The organism is Xanthomonas sp. WHRI 10204, from assembly GCF_040202875.1.
GTDB lineage: Bacteria > Pseudomonadota > Gammaproteobacteria > Xanthomonadales > Xanthomonadaceae > Xanthomonas.
The window spans coordinates 25,497-42,101 of record NZ_JBEGDW010000005.1 but is presented as its reverse complement, the minus strand read 5'-3'; the positions used below and the strand labels follow the sequence as shown (position 1 = coordinate 42,101).

Here is a 16,605-nt window from a genome sequence, read left to right as displayed (position 1 = left end):
CAACCAGCCAGCACTCCGCACGGCTGCTCTATCTAGTTGTTTCAAAAAAGATTCTGAGAATCCGTCAGCTTCCGCCAGCAACCGTAAGGTTGCCGTCAGGTCTGGCGAGCGGCCACGCACCAAGGTGATCCGGCGGCCACTGGCGCCGCCCGGAAACGCGCCGCGCTCCGGTCTGCTGCGGAGTCCGTCATGCGCCAACCCCGATCCGTCGCTGTGCTTCTCGTTCTGCTCGTCATGGTGGGCTGGTCGGGTCCAACGCAGGCCGAACTGCCCGCACCCTGGGCCCAGGCCGCATTGCTGACCAAGCCGTCGGCGGTCGACCCTGTTCTGCGCATGGTCTTCGGTCCTGGCGAGCTGGACAGGCAGCGCGCCGCAGCTCGCGTCTGCGACAAAGATGCCTGCAATCCACTCGGCCCCGACGCGTCCCCGGCCTGGTTATGACCAACGCAGGGAGCAAGCAACCACCGGCAGGCAAACAGCGGCCTGTCAGGGTTGCCGGGAACCGGCGGATCCATAGCGTCTTTTCCAGGCACGCCGACCGGCACGACAGTGCGCTCCCGGTGCCGACCGTCTGTCTCCACCGGCTGGCACCTCGGCATCCAACGCCGCCGGTGCGACTGATTCGCAGCGGCACTTGCCAGCAGTGAGCGCATCACGGCTCAGTGCCCTGACGGTCGCACGCATTGCGCGGCCCTTATCGCTCGACCGTCCAACCTAGCCGAGCGGCGCATCGCCTGGCAGCGAACTGGCAGACCGCGTGCAGCAGCAGATGAGGAGCGACTAAAAAATCACTGCGCGACCACCAGGCGGGCGCGGCCGGTGCTCAGAATCGGGCACGTACCACACGCGTACCTGCCGGTCTCTGCGCGCCGTCCTCACCGACCTGGCAGCCGCTCGCTACGTCTTGTCAGCCGTTCTTATTCTCGGGGCGGACGTTCCTGCGGGTTGATCTTTGGATCGTTGCCGACCTGGGGATCGCAACTGAACCAGACTTTATTTCCTTTCTTGTCCTTGCGGCTTGGGTCTTCAACGATGAGAGTCAGAAAGATCAGTGTGGGGACGCTATTGGCGTTGACGACCGAGACGCTGCGGCCGCCGGGGGCAATCAAGGGTTCACTGATCTGTTTGAACGCGTCGGTCGTCAGCAAACTCTTGATCTTGAAATGCTTGGGAACAACGTCTTCATCGAAGTGATAAGTCAACGTCGATACGCCGTCGTCCTTGTCGACAATCAGCAGATCCGGAGCAAAGCTGTAGAAATATTCGCCAGCGCCCGTGTTCCCGCCGAATCCCACCCGAGCGACCGTGAGCTTGATGCTGAAGTCCGTCATGACTTGTCCTGTTCCTTGAGAAGCGGGGCATAGAAGGAGACAAACCCCGGGTGGCGGTAGCCCGCTTGGTACAGCCATCCGAGCTGTTGCGTAACAGCAGTGCGCTGGCCCAGATGCACTTGGGCGCGAATCCAGGGGTCGAGCAGGTTCTTGTCGCGGCTGTTGCCGATGTCCTTGCCAAACAGTGTCACCGCGCGCTGCCATGCAGCACGTGCGCCATTGTCATCGCCCGCAGCTGCGCGTTGTTCGCCCTGCCAGACCAACGCGAGTGCCAATGTCGAAATAGCCGACAGATCGTCGGGTTTGGCGCGATGCAGTGCATCCACGCGCGCCACGATCTGATCCAGGCTGCCCGCATGAGCGGCCTGGATGTGGTGCAAGCGCAACGCGATGATGGCATCCAGCAATTCCCAGTCGGGCAGCGGCTGCGACTGCAGCAGCAGGCTGGCCATGGTGTGACGCGCCTGACCCAATTGCTGCGTGGCCTGCGCAGACTGCCCGTCCAATGCGGCGATCCAGCCGGCCTGCGTATAGGCATGCCCCAGATCGCTGCGCCAGGTCTGATTGTCCGGCTGCAAGGCCACCAGCGGCTGCAGGATGCGTACGCTGTCCTGCGCGTCGCGCTGCGCCTGGGTCAGATGACCCTGCACCAACGCCAGATTGGACACGCGGACCAACGACACCGCCAGGCGACGCTGCCAGGCCTGCGCCTGCGGGTCGTTGTCCACCAGCACGCGCAGCATTGCGATCTGTTCGCGATACCCCTGCTCGGCAGGTGCCAGCAGGCCCTGGTTTTCCTGCGCCAGGCTCAGCCCGGACAAGCTGTCGATCAATTCGTAGCGCAGTGATGCATTGTCCGGAGCGCGCGCGCTGAGCACCCGCTTGAGCGCGATGTCGCGCGCAAAAAACCCGATCGCCGTTGCGACATCGCCCTGCGCGTTGGCCAGCATGCCGAGATTGTTGAGCGCGTACGACAGTTCCAGCTGCCAGTGAGGATCGGCCGGCACGCTGCGCACCAGCCACTCGCTCGCGGCCAGATATTGCGACCAATGGGTGTGCGCCAGCGCGAACTGCTTCTTGCGATAGGCCATATTCCCCAGCCAATACGCCGCCTGGCCGGTTTCCGCATGTGCATCCAGCATGTCGGGTGCGCGCAGGCGTGCCTGCTCGGCGGTGGCGGCCGCACGCGTAAACGCCGCCTGCGCCTCGTCCAACTTGCCCTGGTTCATCAGCACTTCGCCGGTGGTCCGCAGGGCCCGGGCGTGGTTGATCAGATCGCCCGGTTGCATGCTGGCGTTGGGCAGATCTTCCAGATAGCGCAGCGAGCGGCTGCCCACGCTGTCGAGCAGCTTGAGATTGCCCACCGTGCGCAACTGCTCGGCCAGATCGCCCAGCATGTAGCTCACCAGTTGCTGCGCCTGATCGCGGCGCTCTTCTGCCACTTGCTGGGCCTGGCGCGCCTGCCAACCGAGCAGGAGCGATGCGCTGGCCAGCACCACCAACAAGGTGGCGGCTGTTGCATACAGGCCGCGGCGGCGTTGCTGCGAGCGTTCGCAGGCACGCAGGAACGCCACATCCACCGCATCCAGATCCTGCGGCATGCGCCGTGCGGCTTCGCGCGCTTCGCTCAACGGGCGCCCGCTGTTGAGCAGGTGATCGGTGCGCCGGCCCTCGCTTGCCCAACGCTGCGCGGCCAGCTGCAAGCGCTTGCGTGCCTGCAGTAATCGGCGGTTTTCGTGGATCCACTCGGCCGCACGTGGCCATTGCCGCAACAAGGCTTCGTGCGCCACCGCAAACCCCGGCTCGCCGGCCACCAGTTCGCTGACGAACAGCCGCGCATGCACGAAGGCATCGACCAGCGCATGCGCTGCACCGTCGGCCGGCAACGCCGACCAGAGTGCACGGCGTGCGGTCACCGCAGCACTGTCGGGGTGGATCACGCTCAGCTGTGTCAGAACCTCGCCCAGCGCTGCCTGCGCGGCGGCCGGCAAGGCTCGAAAGGTCGCTTCGGCGTGGTGCGCCAACGCGCCTTCCAATCCACCCAAGGCGCGGTAGGCTGCAAACGTCAGCAGGCCATCGTCGCTGCGCTGCGCGTGTAGCGCATGCAACAAATGCTGCAACAACGGCAACGCATCGGGCTGGCGCGCGGTGGCGTCGCGCAGTACATCGTCCAGGCGGCTGACGCTGTCGTGCTCTTCTTCGAAGCGCAGCCCGGCCATCGCTGCCGGCACGCGAATGATCTGGCCGATCTCGCCGTCGCGCGGCGGCAGCAGATCCACATGCCCGTCGCTGCGTTTGAGTTCGACGATGTCCGGCAATGCATCGATCAGCCGCGGATAAAAGTCGCTGCGGGTCAGCAGTAACACCGCCACATGCGCGCTGCTGCACAGCGCCTGCAATACAGCGGCCAGCGCGCTGCGGTCGGCATCGGTGATGCCGGGTGCGGCCACCATGGCTTCGGCATGGTCGATCACCAGCAGCAGATGCCGTTGGATCTGCGCGCTATCGCGTACCGGGGCGCTGTACCGTAGCGCTTCGACGATTGCGGCATGCAGCGGGGCAGGGTGTTGCAGCCACTCCGCAAGCCGTGCCAGTTGTGCGGGCGAGAACACCGCACGCTCGGCGATTGACCACTGGCCGAGTGCGCGCGCGAGCGTGTCGTGCACATCGCCGCCGCGGCATTGCGCCAGATTGCAGTACGTCACCGCCACCGCTTCCAGCCCATCCAGCCCGCCGGCGTGCGACAGCAACGGCACCACGCCGGCCCGCAACAACGAGGTCTTGCCGCAGCCGCTCGCTCCACTCACCAGCACCAGCCCGCGCTGGCTGTGCAGCTGCGCGCGCAACGCCGCAACGACTTGCGCAATTGCGTGGCTGCGGCCGAAAAACACCTCTGCGTGCGCCGGGTCGAACGCCTGCAGGCCGACGTACGGGCTGCCCTGCGCCCACGACCCGGTGCCGATCACCGCGCCGCGATACTCCTGCGGAAACACCACCTTGGGCAGCAACCGATAGCCGCGTTTGCGGATGGTTTCGATAAAGCGCGGCTGGCGGCTGTCGTCGCCCAGCTTGCGGCGCAGCTGCGCGATGGTCTTGTGCACCGGGTTATCGCCGTAAAAGCTGCCGTGCCACACCTCGATCAGCAGCTGCTCGGCGCTGATCACTTCGCCGGCGCGCTCGGCCAGTGCGATCAGCACTTCCATCATGCGCGGTTCCAGCGTGATGGTCTGGCCGTCGTCGATCAGCGTCAGCCGCTCGGGCTCGACCAGCAGCGGGCCGAGGCGGAACCGCGGAACGGAGCTCAGCTGCGTGACGCGCTCGCTACGAAGAGACATCGCTCGGATACCGGTCGTACAACTGGAAGGGGCCTGGACAATCGCCAACAGGCACGGCACGGCAGGGCAGCCCCGAAAAATAGCACAGCTGTTGCGGCGGCAATTGCCCGGCGTCGCGCTTCACACGGCGTGACGCGCGAGCGCAGGGCCGTGTTGTCGGGGCGCGGCGGGCCGGCGGCTGGCAGGGCGACGCGCGTGGCAGGCAGTCGCCGCGCGCGGGCGTATCGCCCTCCATACAGCAGCGTGTGTTACGCATCAGGCTGTTTCGCATGCGGTGCACCGATTAAGATGCCGCCAGCATCTTGCTGACCAGGAGTCCACGTTGATCATCCATCCCAAAGTGCGCGGCTTCATCTGCACCACCACGCATCCGCTTGGCTGCGAGCGCAATGTGCTCGAGCAGATCGCCGCAACGCGCACGCGCGGCGTGCGCAACGACGGCCCGAAGAAGGTCTTGGTGATCGGCGCGTCCAGCGGCTACGGCCTGGCTTCGCGCATCACTGCCGCGTTCGGGTTCGGTGCGGACACGCTGGGCGTGTTTTTCGAAAAACCCGGCACCGCCACCAAGGCCGGCACCGCCGGCTGGTACAACTCGGCGGCTTTCGACAAACACGCCAAGGCCGCGGGCCTGTACAGCAAGTCGATCAATGGCGATGCGTTTTCGGATGCGGCGCGCGAAAAAGTGATCGAGCTGATCAAGACCGAGATGGGCGGCAGCGTCGATCTGGTGGTGTATTCGCTGGCCTCGCCGGTGCGCAAGCTGCCGGGCAGCGGCGAAGTGAAGCGCTCGGCGCTCAAGCCGATCGGCAACACCTATACCGCCACCGCCATCGACACCAACAAGGACGCCATCATCCAGGCCTCGATCGAGCCGGCGACCGAGCAGGAAATCGACGACACCATCACCGTGATGGGTGGGCAGGATTGGGAACTGTGGATCGACGCGCTGGAAGGCGCCGGCGTGCTCGCCGACGGCGCGCGCAGCGTGGCCTTCAGCTATATCGGCACCGAAATCACCTGGCCGATCTACTGGCACGGCGCGCTGGGCAAGGCCAAGGTGGACTTGGACCACACCGCGCAACGCTTGAACGCGCGCCTGGCCGCCCGCGGCGGCAGCGCCAATGTGGCGGTACTCAAGTCGGTGGTGACACAGGCCAGCGCGGCGATCCCGGTGATGCCGCTGTACATCTCCATGGTCTACAAGATCATGAAGGAAAAGGGCTTGCACGAAGGCACCATCGACCAGCTCGACCGCCTGTTCCGTGAGCGCCTGTACCGCGAAGACGGCCAGCCGGCCGAGCTGGATGACGAAAACCGCCTGCGCCTGGACGACTGGGAACTGCGCGACGACGTGCAGGACGCCTGCAAGGCGCTATGGCCGCAGGTCACCACCGAGAACCTGTTCGCGCTCACCGACTACGCCGGCTACAAGCACGAGTTCCTCAAGCTGTTCGGCTTCGAGCGCGACGACGTGGATTACGACGCCGATGTGGCGACGGACGTGAGCTTCGATTGCATCGAGTTGGGGTGAGGAATCGGGAATGGGGAATGGGGAATCGCAAGAGCGTGACTCCCTGTTCTTCCAGTTTCCGCACACACACGGAGCTATAGAAAACGGCCGGCAGTGATGCCCGGCCGTTCTTATGGGGGCAGGCCGTGGTGTTGCTGTTGTTGCGTAGCTATGCGGCGGGATGCGCTATCGCCGCGCGTTGATGCGGCGCGCGGCTGCAGTGTTGCGTCGCGGCTCCCGGCAACTGATTCGACGCGCTCGGTGACGCCTTCATTGCCAACACGGTGGATGGCGCAACGTCGAGCCACCGTATCCTCATCCGCGCTTCGGGCAGCTTCTCCCAAGCCAGCGGGGAAGGGATCAGTCCGCGTGTTGCTCATCGCTTCCAGAGACACGCAGCATTGCGTCAGCGACACCGCCACCACTCCCGAACGATCACTCCCTAATCCCGGCACCCAATGGACAAACTCATCGCCCATCTCGTCCTGGCCTTGCTCGTCAGCACCGTCTGCGCTGTGCTGTTGCGCTTTAGTCGGTTGCACGGCGCGCTGAAAGCCGTCATCAATCTTCTGGTCACCACAGTGGTGGTGTGCGTCGTGGTGATGCAGGACGGCTCCGCGCCTCCCTGGCAGAACGCATTGCTGATCGCCGCGTTTTTCAGCGTTCCGGCATCGGTATGCGTGGTGATGGTGAGCGCCGCCATGGCATGGCTCATCGACAAGCGCCGCGCACGCGCTGGGCGTGAGGCACCGATCTGAAGTGGAGCGGGGAACGGATGCAGCGGGCGACCTCATGGCCGCCCAGCAGTTTCGTTAGTCGCTCTTGATTGGTTCGCGCCGCGGCGCGTTTCATGCGCTGCAGCGTTTCAACCGATGAGGCGACCAGCTTCAGCTCTTACGATTCCCGATTCCCCGCTCCTCACCGCTTCACATCGAACCGCGCATCGCCCACACAGGCTTGCACATCGGCCACCGACAGCGGATTGAAATCGCCGGGAATCGAGTGCTTCAAACAACCGGCAGCCAGGCCGAAGCGCACCGTGTCGTCCAGCGACCAGCCTTCGATCAGGCCGTGCAGCACGCCGGCTGCAAACGCGTCGCCACCGCCGATGCGGTCGATGATGGGGGTGAGTTCTTCGCTGGGCGCGCGCGCCACCGCGCCCTCGCGCGGCACCAGCATCGCGCCCAGGCTGTGGTGGTCCACGTTATGCGCCACGCGTTGCGTGCAGGCCATCAACTGCAGCTGCGGGAATGCGGCAAACGCCTGCTGCGCGGCCGCTTCCACGCGCGCCTCCAGCGTGTCCTGCGGGAACTCGCCACCGAGCACCACACCGATATCGCGGTAGTCGGCAAACACCACATCGGCGCAGTCGAACAGCTGATGCAGGATGCCGCGTGCATCGCCCTGCCAGCGCTGCCACAACTTGGGCCGGTAGTTGCCGTCGAACGACACCTTGACCCCGGCCGCCCGCGCGGCGCGCGCTGCCGCCAGCGTGGCCTGCGCCACCTCGGCGCCCAGCGCCGGGCTCACCCCGGACAGATGCAGCCATTGCGCACCGTCAAGCAGGCGCGGCCAGTCGTAGGCATCGGCGGACGCCAGCGCAAACGCCGAATCGGCGCGGTCGTAGACCACTTCGCTGGGGCGATGGATCGCGCCGGTAGTCAAAAAGTACAGGCCCATGCGGCCATCCACCCGCCGCACATGCCGCGTGTCCACGTCATGCCGGCGCAGCTCGCCGAGTACCGCGGCGCCCAGCGGGTTGTCGGCCACGGTGCTGACCATGGCCACGTCGTGGCCGAAATGCGCCAGCGACACGCCGACGTTGGCTTCGGCACCACCGCAATGCACGTCCAGTCGCGGCTGCTGCAACAGCAGCTCGTGACCAGGCGCCCCCAGGCGCAGCAACAACTCTCCAAAACACAGGATGCGGGCTCGACTCATGCGGTAGTACCTCGGCTGTGTGGTGCGTCACAGGGTGGGGGACCGGTGGCGCGTTACGATGACCATCGGTGTCATTCTAGCCGGCCGCAAACCCGCCGGGCGAGCGTCATGATGCGACCTGAAGCGACCGCTTGCACCCCTTTAGGGCAAATATGATGACGTTTTCTGCTGCGCTGCAAGATGTTGAACGACGATTCAGCTGGTAACGTCGTTTTGACCAGCGGTGTCATTGCCGCTCACACCCCGCATTTCACATTGTTCATGGACCCTTGGGAGGGGAGGACATGCAATTTCGGACCACCAACCGGAAGACACCGGTTACCTTGCTGGCGTTGTCGATCGGCCTGGCGCTGAGCGGCCACCTGGCAGCACAAGAAACCACCCAAGCGCCTGCAGAACCGGCCGTGGACCTGGACACCGTCACGGTGACCGGCTATCGCGCCTCGGTGGAAAAGGCCCTGGACATCAAGCGCGGCGAAGCCGGCGTGGTCGATGCGATTGTCGCTGAGGACATCGGCAAGTTCCCCGACCTCAACCTGGCCGAATCGCTGCAGCGCATCCCCGGCGTGGTGATCACCCGTGAGGCCGGCGAAGGCCGCGCCATTTCGGTGCGTGGTCTGGGCCCGGAGTTCACCCGCGTGCGCATCAACGGCATGGAAGCGCTCACCACCGTGGGCGCCGGCGACCAGAGCGGTGGCACCAACCGCGGCCGCGGCTTCGACTTCAACGTGTTCGCCTCGGACCTGTTCTCGCAGCTGATCGCGCGCAAGACCGCCTCGGCCGACGTGGAAGAAGGCTCGCTCGGCGCCACCGTCGACCTGCGCACCGCGCGTCCGTTCGACTACAACGGCTTCACCTTCGCTGCCAGCACCCAGGCCGCTTATAACGCGATGGCCGAAAAGGCCAACCCGCGCGTGGCCGGCTTGATCGCTAATACCTGGGCCGACAACACCTTCGGCGCCTTGCTGTCGGTGGCCTACACCGAGCGCGAAGTGCTGGAAGAAGGTTCCAACACCGGCCGCTGGGCCAATGGCACCAGCAACGGCGGTTTCAGCGCCACCTCGCCGTTCGCCGCCGCGCGCTCGGCCGATGTCTACCACCCGCGCTTCCCGCGCTACACCCAGCAGATCCACGACCAGCAGCGCCTGGGCATCACCGGCTCGCTGCAGTGGAAGCCATCCGATCGCACCACGCTGTCGCTGGACATGCTGTATTCCAAGATCGACGCCAAGCGCGACGAGCACTACATCGAAGCGATCTCCTTCAGCCGCAACCGCGACGGGCTCACCCCGCGTCGTGCAGTGCGTGACGGCAAGCCGGCCACCATCGTGCGCAACGGCGAGATCCGCAACAACGCCTTGGTTTACGGCGAATTCGACAACGTCGACATCCGTACCGAAAACCGCCACGACGAGTGGAACACCGAGTTCAAGCAGATCAGCTTCGACATGGAGCATCGTTTCAACGATGCCTTCAGCGTCAATGCCCGGGTGGGCACCTCGCGCTCTGCGCACGAGAACCCGATCCAGACCACCATCATCATGGACAAGTACGACGTCGACGGGTACAGCTACGACTACCGCGGCAACAACCGCGCGCCGGTGCTGAACTACGGGATCGACCCGACCAATCCCAATGGCTGGGAGCTGGCCGAAATCCGTTTGCGTCCGCAGTCGGTGGATAACGACTTCGACACCGGGCAGATCGACTTCAACTGGAACGTCAGCCCCGGCTTCCGCCTCAAGGGCGGCGTGCTGGCCAAGAACTACACCTTCAGCACCGTCGAACTGCGCCGCGCCAATGAGCTGGCCGTGCCCACCTTCGCTAACGGCACCACCATCGTGCCGGCAGACCTGACCGAACAGGCCGGGCTCAAGGGCATCAACGGCAGCCCCAATGCCTGGGTCGTGCCCAACCTGGATGCGGTGGCCGATCAGTTCGGTATCTACAGCAACAGCGGCACCTTTGCAGTGGCTCCGCGCGTCAACAACAGCCGTAGCGTCGAAGAAAAGGACCGCGGCGTGTGGTTGATGGGCGAGTTCTCCACCGACCTGGGGTCCATTCCGCTGTCGGGTAACTTCGGCGTGCGTTACGTGCGCACCGAGCAGGAGTCCACCGGTTTCGCGTTGATCAACAACATCCCGACGCAGACCACCGTGGGCCGCAAGTACAACAACACGTTGCCCTCGTTCAATCTGGTGGCCGAGCTGATGCCCGACCTGCTGCTGCGCCTGGGTGCGGCCAAGGTCATGAGCCGTCCCGGCCTGGGCAGCCTCACCCCCGGCGTCACCGTGGCCGTGGCCGGCGGGTCGCGCACCGTGGCTGGCGGCAACCCGGATCTGGACCCGATCGAAGCCACCAACGTCGACCTCGGCCTGGAGTGGTACTTCAACGAAGGCGCCATGGTCGGTGTCGGCCTGTTCTACAAGGACATCGAAAGCTTTATCCAAACCGCGCGCGAAGTGCGCCCGTATTCCAGCAGCGGCCTGCCGGCCTCGTTGCTGGACGGCACCGGTGCCACCGTCAACGACGACTTCGCCTTCAGCATTCCGCTCAATACCCCGGGCGGCGAATTGAAGGGCGTGGAAGCCAACTACACCCAGCCCTTCACCTTCCTGCCGGGCAAGTGGGCCAACCTGGGCGTGCAGCTCAACTACACCTGGGTCGACTCGCAGATCCAGTACCTGGCCAGCAGCGGCGCGCCGGTGATGAAGAACGATCTGCTCGGGCTGTCGCGCTCGTCGTGGAATGCCACCTTGTTCTACGAAGGCGAATCCTTCGCAGGGCGCGTGTCGGCCACCAACCGCGACGACTACCTGACCCAGGCACCGGGTTCGGAAGCCGGCTTCAACGTCGATGGCGTGCACGGCATGACCGGCACCACCATGATCGACGCCTCGCTGCGCTACAAGATCAGCAAGCAGCTGGAGCTGAGCCTGGAAGGCATCAATCTCACCAACGAAGCCTCCGACGAATGGGTGTCCTCGCCGCGCACCGGCCAGTTGCCGCTGCAATACGGTGAAACCGGTCGCCAGTTCCTGCTCGGCGCCCGCTACAAGTTCTAACGCGTGTCCGCCCGCTGCGCACACGCGCAGCGGGCCTGATTCCAACGCCTGATCGCGATGACGTCTTGCGCCCGGTTTTTCGGGCGCGCATGCAACGCGGTGGGCGGGATGTTTCGTGCGACGCCGATGGCCTTGGGGGGCTGAGCGCGTCTTTGCAGCCAGTGCCAGGGAGAGAGCCGCATCATGCAAGCCCGTTCGTGTCGTCCTGCCCACGCGGCAGGCGCCCGCCTGTCCGCCGCGCGTCTGTCGGTGGCCATTGTGCTGGCCTTGCACGGTGTCGGCGCTGCCGCGCAAACCGTCGGTTCGCCCACCACGCCCACCGATCCGGTGGATCTGGACCGTGTGCAGGTCAAGGCCACCTACCGCGAAAGCCTTCAGCAATCGCTGGACGCCAAGCGTTACAGCGTGGAGCAGGTGGATGCGATCTATGCCGAAGATATCGGCAAGTTTCCCGATCTGAATCTGGCCGAATCGATGCAGCGCATCGCCGGCGTCTCCATCGACCGCGAAGGCGGCGAGGGCAAGCAGATCTCGGTGCGCGGCCTGGGTTCGGATTTCACCCGCGTGCGCATCAACGGGCTGGAAGCATTGGCCACCGCCGGCAGCGGCAGCGATGGCGTCAACCGCAGCCGTGGTTTCGACTTCAATACCTTCGCCTCCGAGTTGTTCAGCCGCGTCACCATCAGCAAGACCCAGTCGGCGCAGATGGACGAAGGCTCATTGGGCGCCACCGTCGATTTGCGTGGCTCGCGGCCGTTCGACTTCGATGGCTTTGAAGCCGCTGCGTCCACGCAATACGGCTACAACGATCTCTCGCGCGAAAAAGACCCGCGCTTCTCCGGCCTGATCAGCAACATCTGGGCCGATGGTCGCGTCGGCGCATTGATGTCGGTGTCCTACAGCGAGCGCCATCTGCGCGAAGAAGGCTACAACCCGGTGCGCTGGGAGCACGGCAACTACCGCAACTCCAACCAGAGCACCGCCACCAACAACGGCACCTACGGGTTCTGCTCGCCAGTGGGCTACAACCCGCAAACCCCGCGCAACCCGTTGTTGAATGAAACCCGCGCTGGCGTAGGCTCGCAGGCCAACCAAGACCGCAACAACGGCTGGGGCAGCTACGGCATCAGTGCCACCAGCTGTGGCACCGGCATCGCGCGCCCGGCCAATACGCCCGAAAACATCCAGGCCTACGAAACCGCCACCGATGCATGGATTCCGCGCTACCCGCGCTATATCCGCACCGATCACGAGATCAAGCGGCTCGGTGTCACTGGCGCACTGCAATTCAAGTTCAGCGACGACACGCTGCTCAACGTCGACCTGCTGTATTCCAAGTTGGACAAGGACCAGCGCGAAGATTCGGTTGGCGCCAACCTGCACCGCACCGCCAACTTCGGCGGCAAGACCCAGATTGCGGTGCGCGAAGCGCAAGTGGACGAGCAGAACCGCCTCACCTACGGCGTGTTCGACAACGTCGACTACCGCACCGAATCCAGCACCATCGAAGAATCCACCGAGTTCAAGCAGTTCAACCTGGACCTGGCGCACCGCTTCAACGACCAGGTGCGCATGACTGCATTGGTCGGCCATTCCACCTCCGATTACGAGCGCCCGGTGTTCTCGCTGGTCAGCTTCGACAACACCAACCTCGACGGTTTCGTACTCGACCGGCGTAATGGTGGCGACTACCCCAGCATGACGTTCCCGTTCGACGCCGCCGACCCCAACAACTGGCAGTGGCTCGGCTATGGCGCGGTGCCGGTCAACAGCAATGGCACCGCGCGCGGCACCAACATCAGCGAAGTGCGGCTCAATCCGCAGTCGGTCAGCAACACCTTCGACACCGCCAAGCTGGATCTGGAATTCAACATCAATTCCACCTTCACCTTCCGCACCGGTCTGGCCTACAAGGACTACGACATGGAGACGACCGAGTCGCGCCATGTCTCCTACGGTCGCCTGGCGCAGGCGTTGCCGGCCGGCGTGGGCGTGGGCGATCTGAACACCACGCTGGACGGCTTCGGCCGCAGCTTGAACGGCAACTTCCCCACCACCTGGGTGATTCCGGATTTCCAGAAAGTCGCCGACCTGCTCAACATCAATTGCAACTGCGATACCGGCGTGCCCGGTGGCGATTACCGCCTGGCCGATGTCGGCCATTTCGGCTCGTCCAACAATAATTTCGCGGTCAACGAAAAGAGCCTGGGCACGTATCTGCAGCTGGATTTCAATACCGACCTGTGGGGTCGCGCGCTGCGCGGCAACCTGGGCGTGCGCTACGTGCAGACGCAGATCGCCGCCAGCGGCTATGCACCGTGCACGGCCACCGCCTCCGGCGCCATCTCGCCTAACTGCGAGTCGTTCTTCGGCGTGGCCAGCGCCACCGCCAACCCCGGCGAGCGCCTGCTGGTGCCCACCACCGTCAATCACAATTACCGCGATGTGTTGCCCTCGTTGAACCTGTCATGGGATGTCAGCGATGAGGTCGTGCTGCGCTTCGGTGCGGCCAAGACCATGGCACGCCCCACGCTGGCCTACCTGTCGCCCAGCGTCAGCGGCGGCCCCACCCAGTTCTTCGACGACGGGCGCTTTTTCTCGATCAATCTGGGCAATCCCAAGCTCGACCCGTTCCGCTCCACCAACTACGACCTCAGCGCCGAATGGTATTTCCGCGAAGGCTCGCTGCTGTCGGCGGCGGTGTTCTACAAGGACATCCAGAGTTACGTGCAGCGCACCCGTGTGCTCACCACCTGGGAAGCGATGGGCTACTCGCTGGATCTGCTGCCCGCAGGCTTCACCCCGGACACCATCTTCAATGTGCAGAGCTACTTCAACACGCCCGGCGGCCCGCTCAAGGGCTTCGAGCTGACGTATCAGCAGGCCTTCGATTTCCTGCCCGGCTTCTGGCGCAACTTCGGCGTGCAGCTCAACTACACCCAGGTCGATTCCAAGATCAATTACCTGTTCAGTACCGCCGGCAACAGCAATACCAGCATCACCACCACCACCACCGAGCGCGACCTGCTCAATCTCTCGCCGCAGTCCTACAACGCCACCGTCTATTACGACGACGGCCGCTTCAGTGCGCGCGTGTCCACCAGTTATCGCGATGGCTACATCAACAACATCCTCGCCCAGGAAGACGTCTACGACCTGGACGGCAAGCGTCTTGTCACCGCCGATGTCACCGGCAAATACAGCGTTGAAAACGTCGATTTCAACATGTCCTACAAGCTCAACGACCACCTGTCGCTGACCTTTGAGGCGATCAACCTCCTCGACACCCCCGACCGTCGCTACGTCGATTCCACGCTGGAACTGCCGGACAAATACACCGTCACCGGACGCCAGTACTACGTCGGCGCGCGCTACAAGTTCTAACAGGAGCACAGCAATGCAATTGCATCGCAGGATCGTGTTACGCAACCTCGCCGCCACCGCCATGCTGGCGGGGTTCTCGCTCTGCAGTACGGTGGCCCTGGCCGCCGACCCGGTCTACACCGTGGCCAAGCAGGGCAGCGCCGGCTACCGCACCGTACAGGCCGCCATCGACGCCGCCGTACAGGGCGGCAAACGCGCGCAGATCAACATCGGCGCCGGCACCTACCAGGAACTGATCGTGGTGCCGTCCAACGCACCGGCACTCAAGCTCACCGGCGCCGGCCCCACCCAGACCATCATCACCTACGACAACTACGCCTCGCGCATCAATCCGGCCATCGGAAAGGAATACGGCACCTCCGGCTCGTCCAGCGTCATCATCGCCGGCAACGACTTCACCGCCGAAAAACTCGCCTTGGGCAATCACGCAGGCCCGGTGGGGCAGGCGGTGGCGGTGCGTGTGGATGGCGATCGCGCTGCGTTCCGCAACGTACGCTTCCTCGGTTACCAGGACACGCTGTACCTGCGCGGCGCCAAGCTGTCGTACTTTTTGGATTGCTATGTGGAAGGCACGGTGGACTTCGTGTTCGGCGCCGGCACCGCGCTGTTCGAAAACGTGCAATTGCACTCGCTGGGCGATGGCTATCTCACCGCCGCTTCTACCCCGCAGGAAAGCGCGCGCGGCTTCGTGTTCCGCAATGCCCGCGTCACCGCCGCCAGCGGTGTCTCGCGCGTGCACCTCGGGCGCCCGTGGCGGCCGTATGCCAGCGTCAGCTTTATCAGCAGCCAGCTGGGCGCACACATCCTGCCCGAAGGCTGGAACAACTGGGGCAACACCGCCAACGAGGCGACCGCCCGTTATAGCGAATACCAGAGCAGCGGCAACGGCGCCAACCCGTCGCGCCGCGTGAAGTGGTCGCGCCAGCTCACCGCTGCGCAGGCCGCCGCGCTGGACCGTAACACCATCCTGGGCAGCTGGAGGCCGTTCTGATGATCCGCTTATCGACACTCGCATTCACCACCGCATTGCTGCTGGCCCCGCTGTCGGCCATGGCCGACAAGATCGCCGACAACATGTTGCTGCTGCAGACCGCCTCCGGTGGCTGGTCCAAGCAGTACAAGGGCGTGGCGGTGGACTACACGCGCACCTTTACCGCCGCCGAAATCGCCGAGCTGCAACAGCCCGGGCGCAAGGACGACGCCACCATCGACAACAAGGCGACCACGTCCGAAATCACGTACCTGTCCACCGCCTTCAAGAACGAAAAGAACGCCAAGTACATCGCTGCCGCACGCCGTGGCGTGGACTATCTGCTCAAGGCGCAGTACGCCAACGGTGGCTGGCCGCAGTTCTACCCGGACCTGTCGTCCTATCACCATCAGATCACCTACAACGATGATGCGATGGTGCGTGTGCTCAACCTGCTGCAGGACATCGGCGAGGGCAAGGGCGACACCGGCGCGCAGCTGCGCAGCAGCCACGGCGCACGCGCAGTGCAGGCAGTCACCAAGGGCCTGGAATGCGTGCTCGCCACCCAGGTCAAGATCGGCAGCACGCTCACCGTGTGGGGCGCGCAGTACGACGAAGTCACGCTCAAGCCGGCCAAGGCACGCGCGTATGAACTAGCCTCGTTGTCGTCCAGCGAGTCGGTGAGCATCGTGCGGTTTTTGATGCGCCAGCCCAACCCGTCGGCCAAGATCAAGACCGCGGTGCAATCGGCCGGTGTCTGGTTCGACACCCACCGCATGCGCGATCTGGCCACCAAGAAAATCGACGACCCCAACCAGGAAACCGGCAAGGACGTGATCCTGGTCGCGCAACCCGGTGCGTCGTTATGGGCACGCTTCTACGACCTGCAGAATCAACGCCCCTTGTATGCCAACCGCGAGGGCAAGGCCTTGACCGACTACATGCAGGTGCCCAACGAACGCCGCGTCGGCTATGCCTGGCATGGCACCTGGCCGGACAAGTTGTTGAAGGACGAGATTCCCAAGTGGAAGGCCGCAAACGGGCTGTAGTGGACGCAGCGATCGCACCA

Annotated in this window: 10 protein-coding genes and 1 other RNA gene; 8 read left to right on the top strand and 3 right to left on the bottom strand. The window is 64.5% G+C overall.

Annotated features, from left to right (window positions below; all coding sequences use genetic code 11):
- The first annotated feature begins 189 nt into the window (after positions 1-189).
- Both ABQZ00_RS22515 and ABQZ00_RS22510 read left to right on the top strand, forming a co-directional pair.
- Complete coding sequence (locus ABQZ00_RS22515; RefSeq protein ID WP_115552481.1) at positions 190-441, top strand: hypothetical protein; 252 nt, start codon at positions 190-192, stop codon at positions 439-441.
- A 394-nt stretch (positions 442-835) separates the two neighbouring features.
- A non-coding RNA gene (locus ABQZ00_RS22510) (sX9 sRNA) lies at positions 836-913 on the top strand.
- Between the two features lie 4 nt (positions 914-917).
- On the opposite strand, the gene ABQZ00_RS22505 is transcribed toward ABQZ00_RS22510, so the two are convergent.
- The gene (locus tag ABQZ00_RS22505) at positions 918-1,331 is read right to left on the bottom strand and encodes a hypothetical protein (protein WP_311238070.1); all 414 of its coding nucleotides are present in this window, start codon (positions 1,329-1,331) and stop codon (positions 918-920) included.
- Positions 1,328-4,666: an nSTAND1 domain-containing NTPase gene (locus ABQZ00_RS22500; RefSeq protein ID WP_323539215.1), complete on the bottom strand. Its 3,339-nt coding sequence runs from the start codon at positions 4,664-4,666 to the stop codon at positions 1,328-1,330. Before ABQZ00_RS22500 ends, ABQZ00_RS22505 begins: the two co-directional genes overlap by 4 nt.
- Before the next feature lie 322 nt (positions 4,667-4,988).
- Between ABQZ00_RS22500 and fabV the strand changes: the two genes are divergently transcribed.
- The gene (fabV, locus tag ABQZ00_RS22495; RefSeq protein ID WP_055852906.1) at positions 4,989-6,197 is read left to right on the top strand and encodes an enoyl-ACP reductase FabV; all 1,209 of its coding nucleotides are present in this window, start codon (positions 4,989-4,991) and stop codon (positions 6,195-6,197) included.
- 437 nt (positions 6,198-6,634) lie between these two features.
- Complete coding sequence (locus ABQZ00_RS22490; protein WP_323539216.1) at positions 6,635-6,934, top strand: hypothetical protein; 300 nt, start codon at positions 6,635-6,637, stop codon at positions 6,932-6,934.
- A 160-nt stretch (positions 6,935-7,094) separates the two neighbouring features.
- On the opposite strand, the gene ABQZ00_RS22485 is transcribed toward ABQZ00_RS22490, so the two are convergent.
- Positions 7,095-8,117 (bottom strand): PfkB family carbohydrate kinase, encoded by a 1,023-nt coding sequence (locus tag ABQZ00_RS22485; protein WP_323539217.1) that lies wholly within the window; start codon positions 8,115-8,117, stop codon positions 7,095-7,097.
- Between the two features lie 284 nt (positions 8,118-8,401).
- Here ABQZ00_RS22485 and ABQZ00_RS22480 point away from each other — a divergent pair, with 284 nt between their 5' ends.
- The 4 genes from ABQZ00_RS22480 to pelA all read left to right on the top strand — a co-directional run bounded on the left by ABQZ00_RS22480 (position 8,402) and on the right by pelA (position 16,585).
- Positions 8,402-11,182 (top strand): TonB-dependent receptor, encoded by a 2,781-nt coding sequence (locus tag ABQZ00_RS22480; RefSeq protein ID WP_115560867.1) that lies wholly within the window; start codon positions 8,402-8,404, stop codon positions 11,180-11,182.
- A gap of 183 nt (positions 11,183-11,365) precedes the next feature.
- The gene (locus ABQZ00_RS22475) at positions 11,366-14,566 is read left to right on the top strand and encodes a TonB-dependent receptor (protein ID WP_323539218.1); all 3,201 of its coding nucleotides are present in this window, start codon (positions 11,366-11,368) and stop codon (positions 14,564-14,566) included.
- Between the two features lie 13 nt (positions 14,567-14,579).
- Positions 14,580-15,557, top strand: a complete 978-nt coding sequence (locus ABQZ00_RS22470) for a pectinesterase family protein (RefSeq protein ID WP_323539219.1) — start codon at positions 14,580-14,582, stop codon at positions 15,555-15,557.
- Positions 15,557-16,585, top strand: a complete 1,029-nt coding sequence (gene pelA, locus ABQZ00_RS22465; RefSeq protein WP_055852922.1) for a pectate lyase — start codon at positions 15,557-15,559, stop codon at positions 16,583-16,585. The genes ABQZ00_RS22470 and pelA overlap by 1 nt, the downstream gene beginning before the upstream one ends.
- Positions 16,586-16,605: the final 20 nt, after the last annotated feature.

What these genes read in the sequence shown, in the direction of transcription:
- ABQZ00_RS22515 (WP_115552481.1), top strand. Translation starts at nt 190, where the DNA reads ATGCGCCAACCCCGATCCGTCGCTGTGCTTCTCGTTCTGCTCGTCATG.
- ABQZ00_RS22505 (WP_311238070.1), bottom strand. Translation starts at nt 1,331, where the DNA reads ATGACGGACTTCAGCATCAAGCTCACGGTCGCTCGGGTGGGATTCGGC.
- ABQZ00_RS22500 (WP_323539215.1), bottom strand. Translation starts at nt 4,666, where the DNA reads ATGTCTCTTCGTAGCGAGCGCGTCACGCAGCTGAGCTCCGTTCCGCGG.
- ABQZ00_RS22490 (WP_323539216.1), top strand. Translation starts at nt 6,635, where the DNA reads ATGGACAAACTCATCGCCCATCTCGTCCTGGCCTTGCTCGTCAGCACC.
- ABQZ00_RS22485 (WP_323539217.1), bottom strand. Translation starts at nt 8,117, where the DNA reads ATGAGTCGAGCCCGCATCCTGTGTTTTGGAGAGTTGTTGCTGCGCCTG.
- ABQZ00_RS22480 (WP_115560867.1), top strand. Translation starts at nt 8,402, where the DNA reads ATGCAATTTCGGACCACCAACCGGAAGACACCGGTTACCTTGCTGGCG.
- ABQZ00_RS22475 (WP_323539218.1), top strand. Translation starts at nt 11,366, where the DNA reads ATGCAAGCCCGTTCGTGTCGTCCTGCCCACGCGGCAGGCGCCCGCCTG.
- ABQZ00_RS22470 (WP_323539219.1), top strand. Translation starts at nt 14,580, where the DNA reads ATGCAATTGCATCGCAGGATCGTGTTACGCAACCTCGCCGCCACCGCC.
- pelA (WP_055852922.1), top strand. Translation starts at nt 15,557, where the DNA reads ATGATCCGCTTATCGACACTCGCATTCACCACCGCATTGCTGCTGGCC.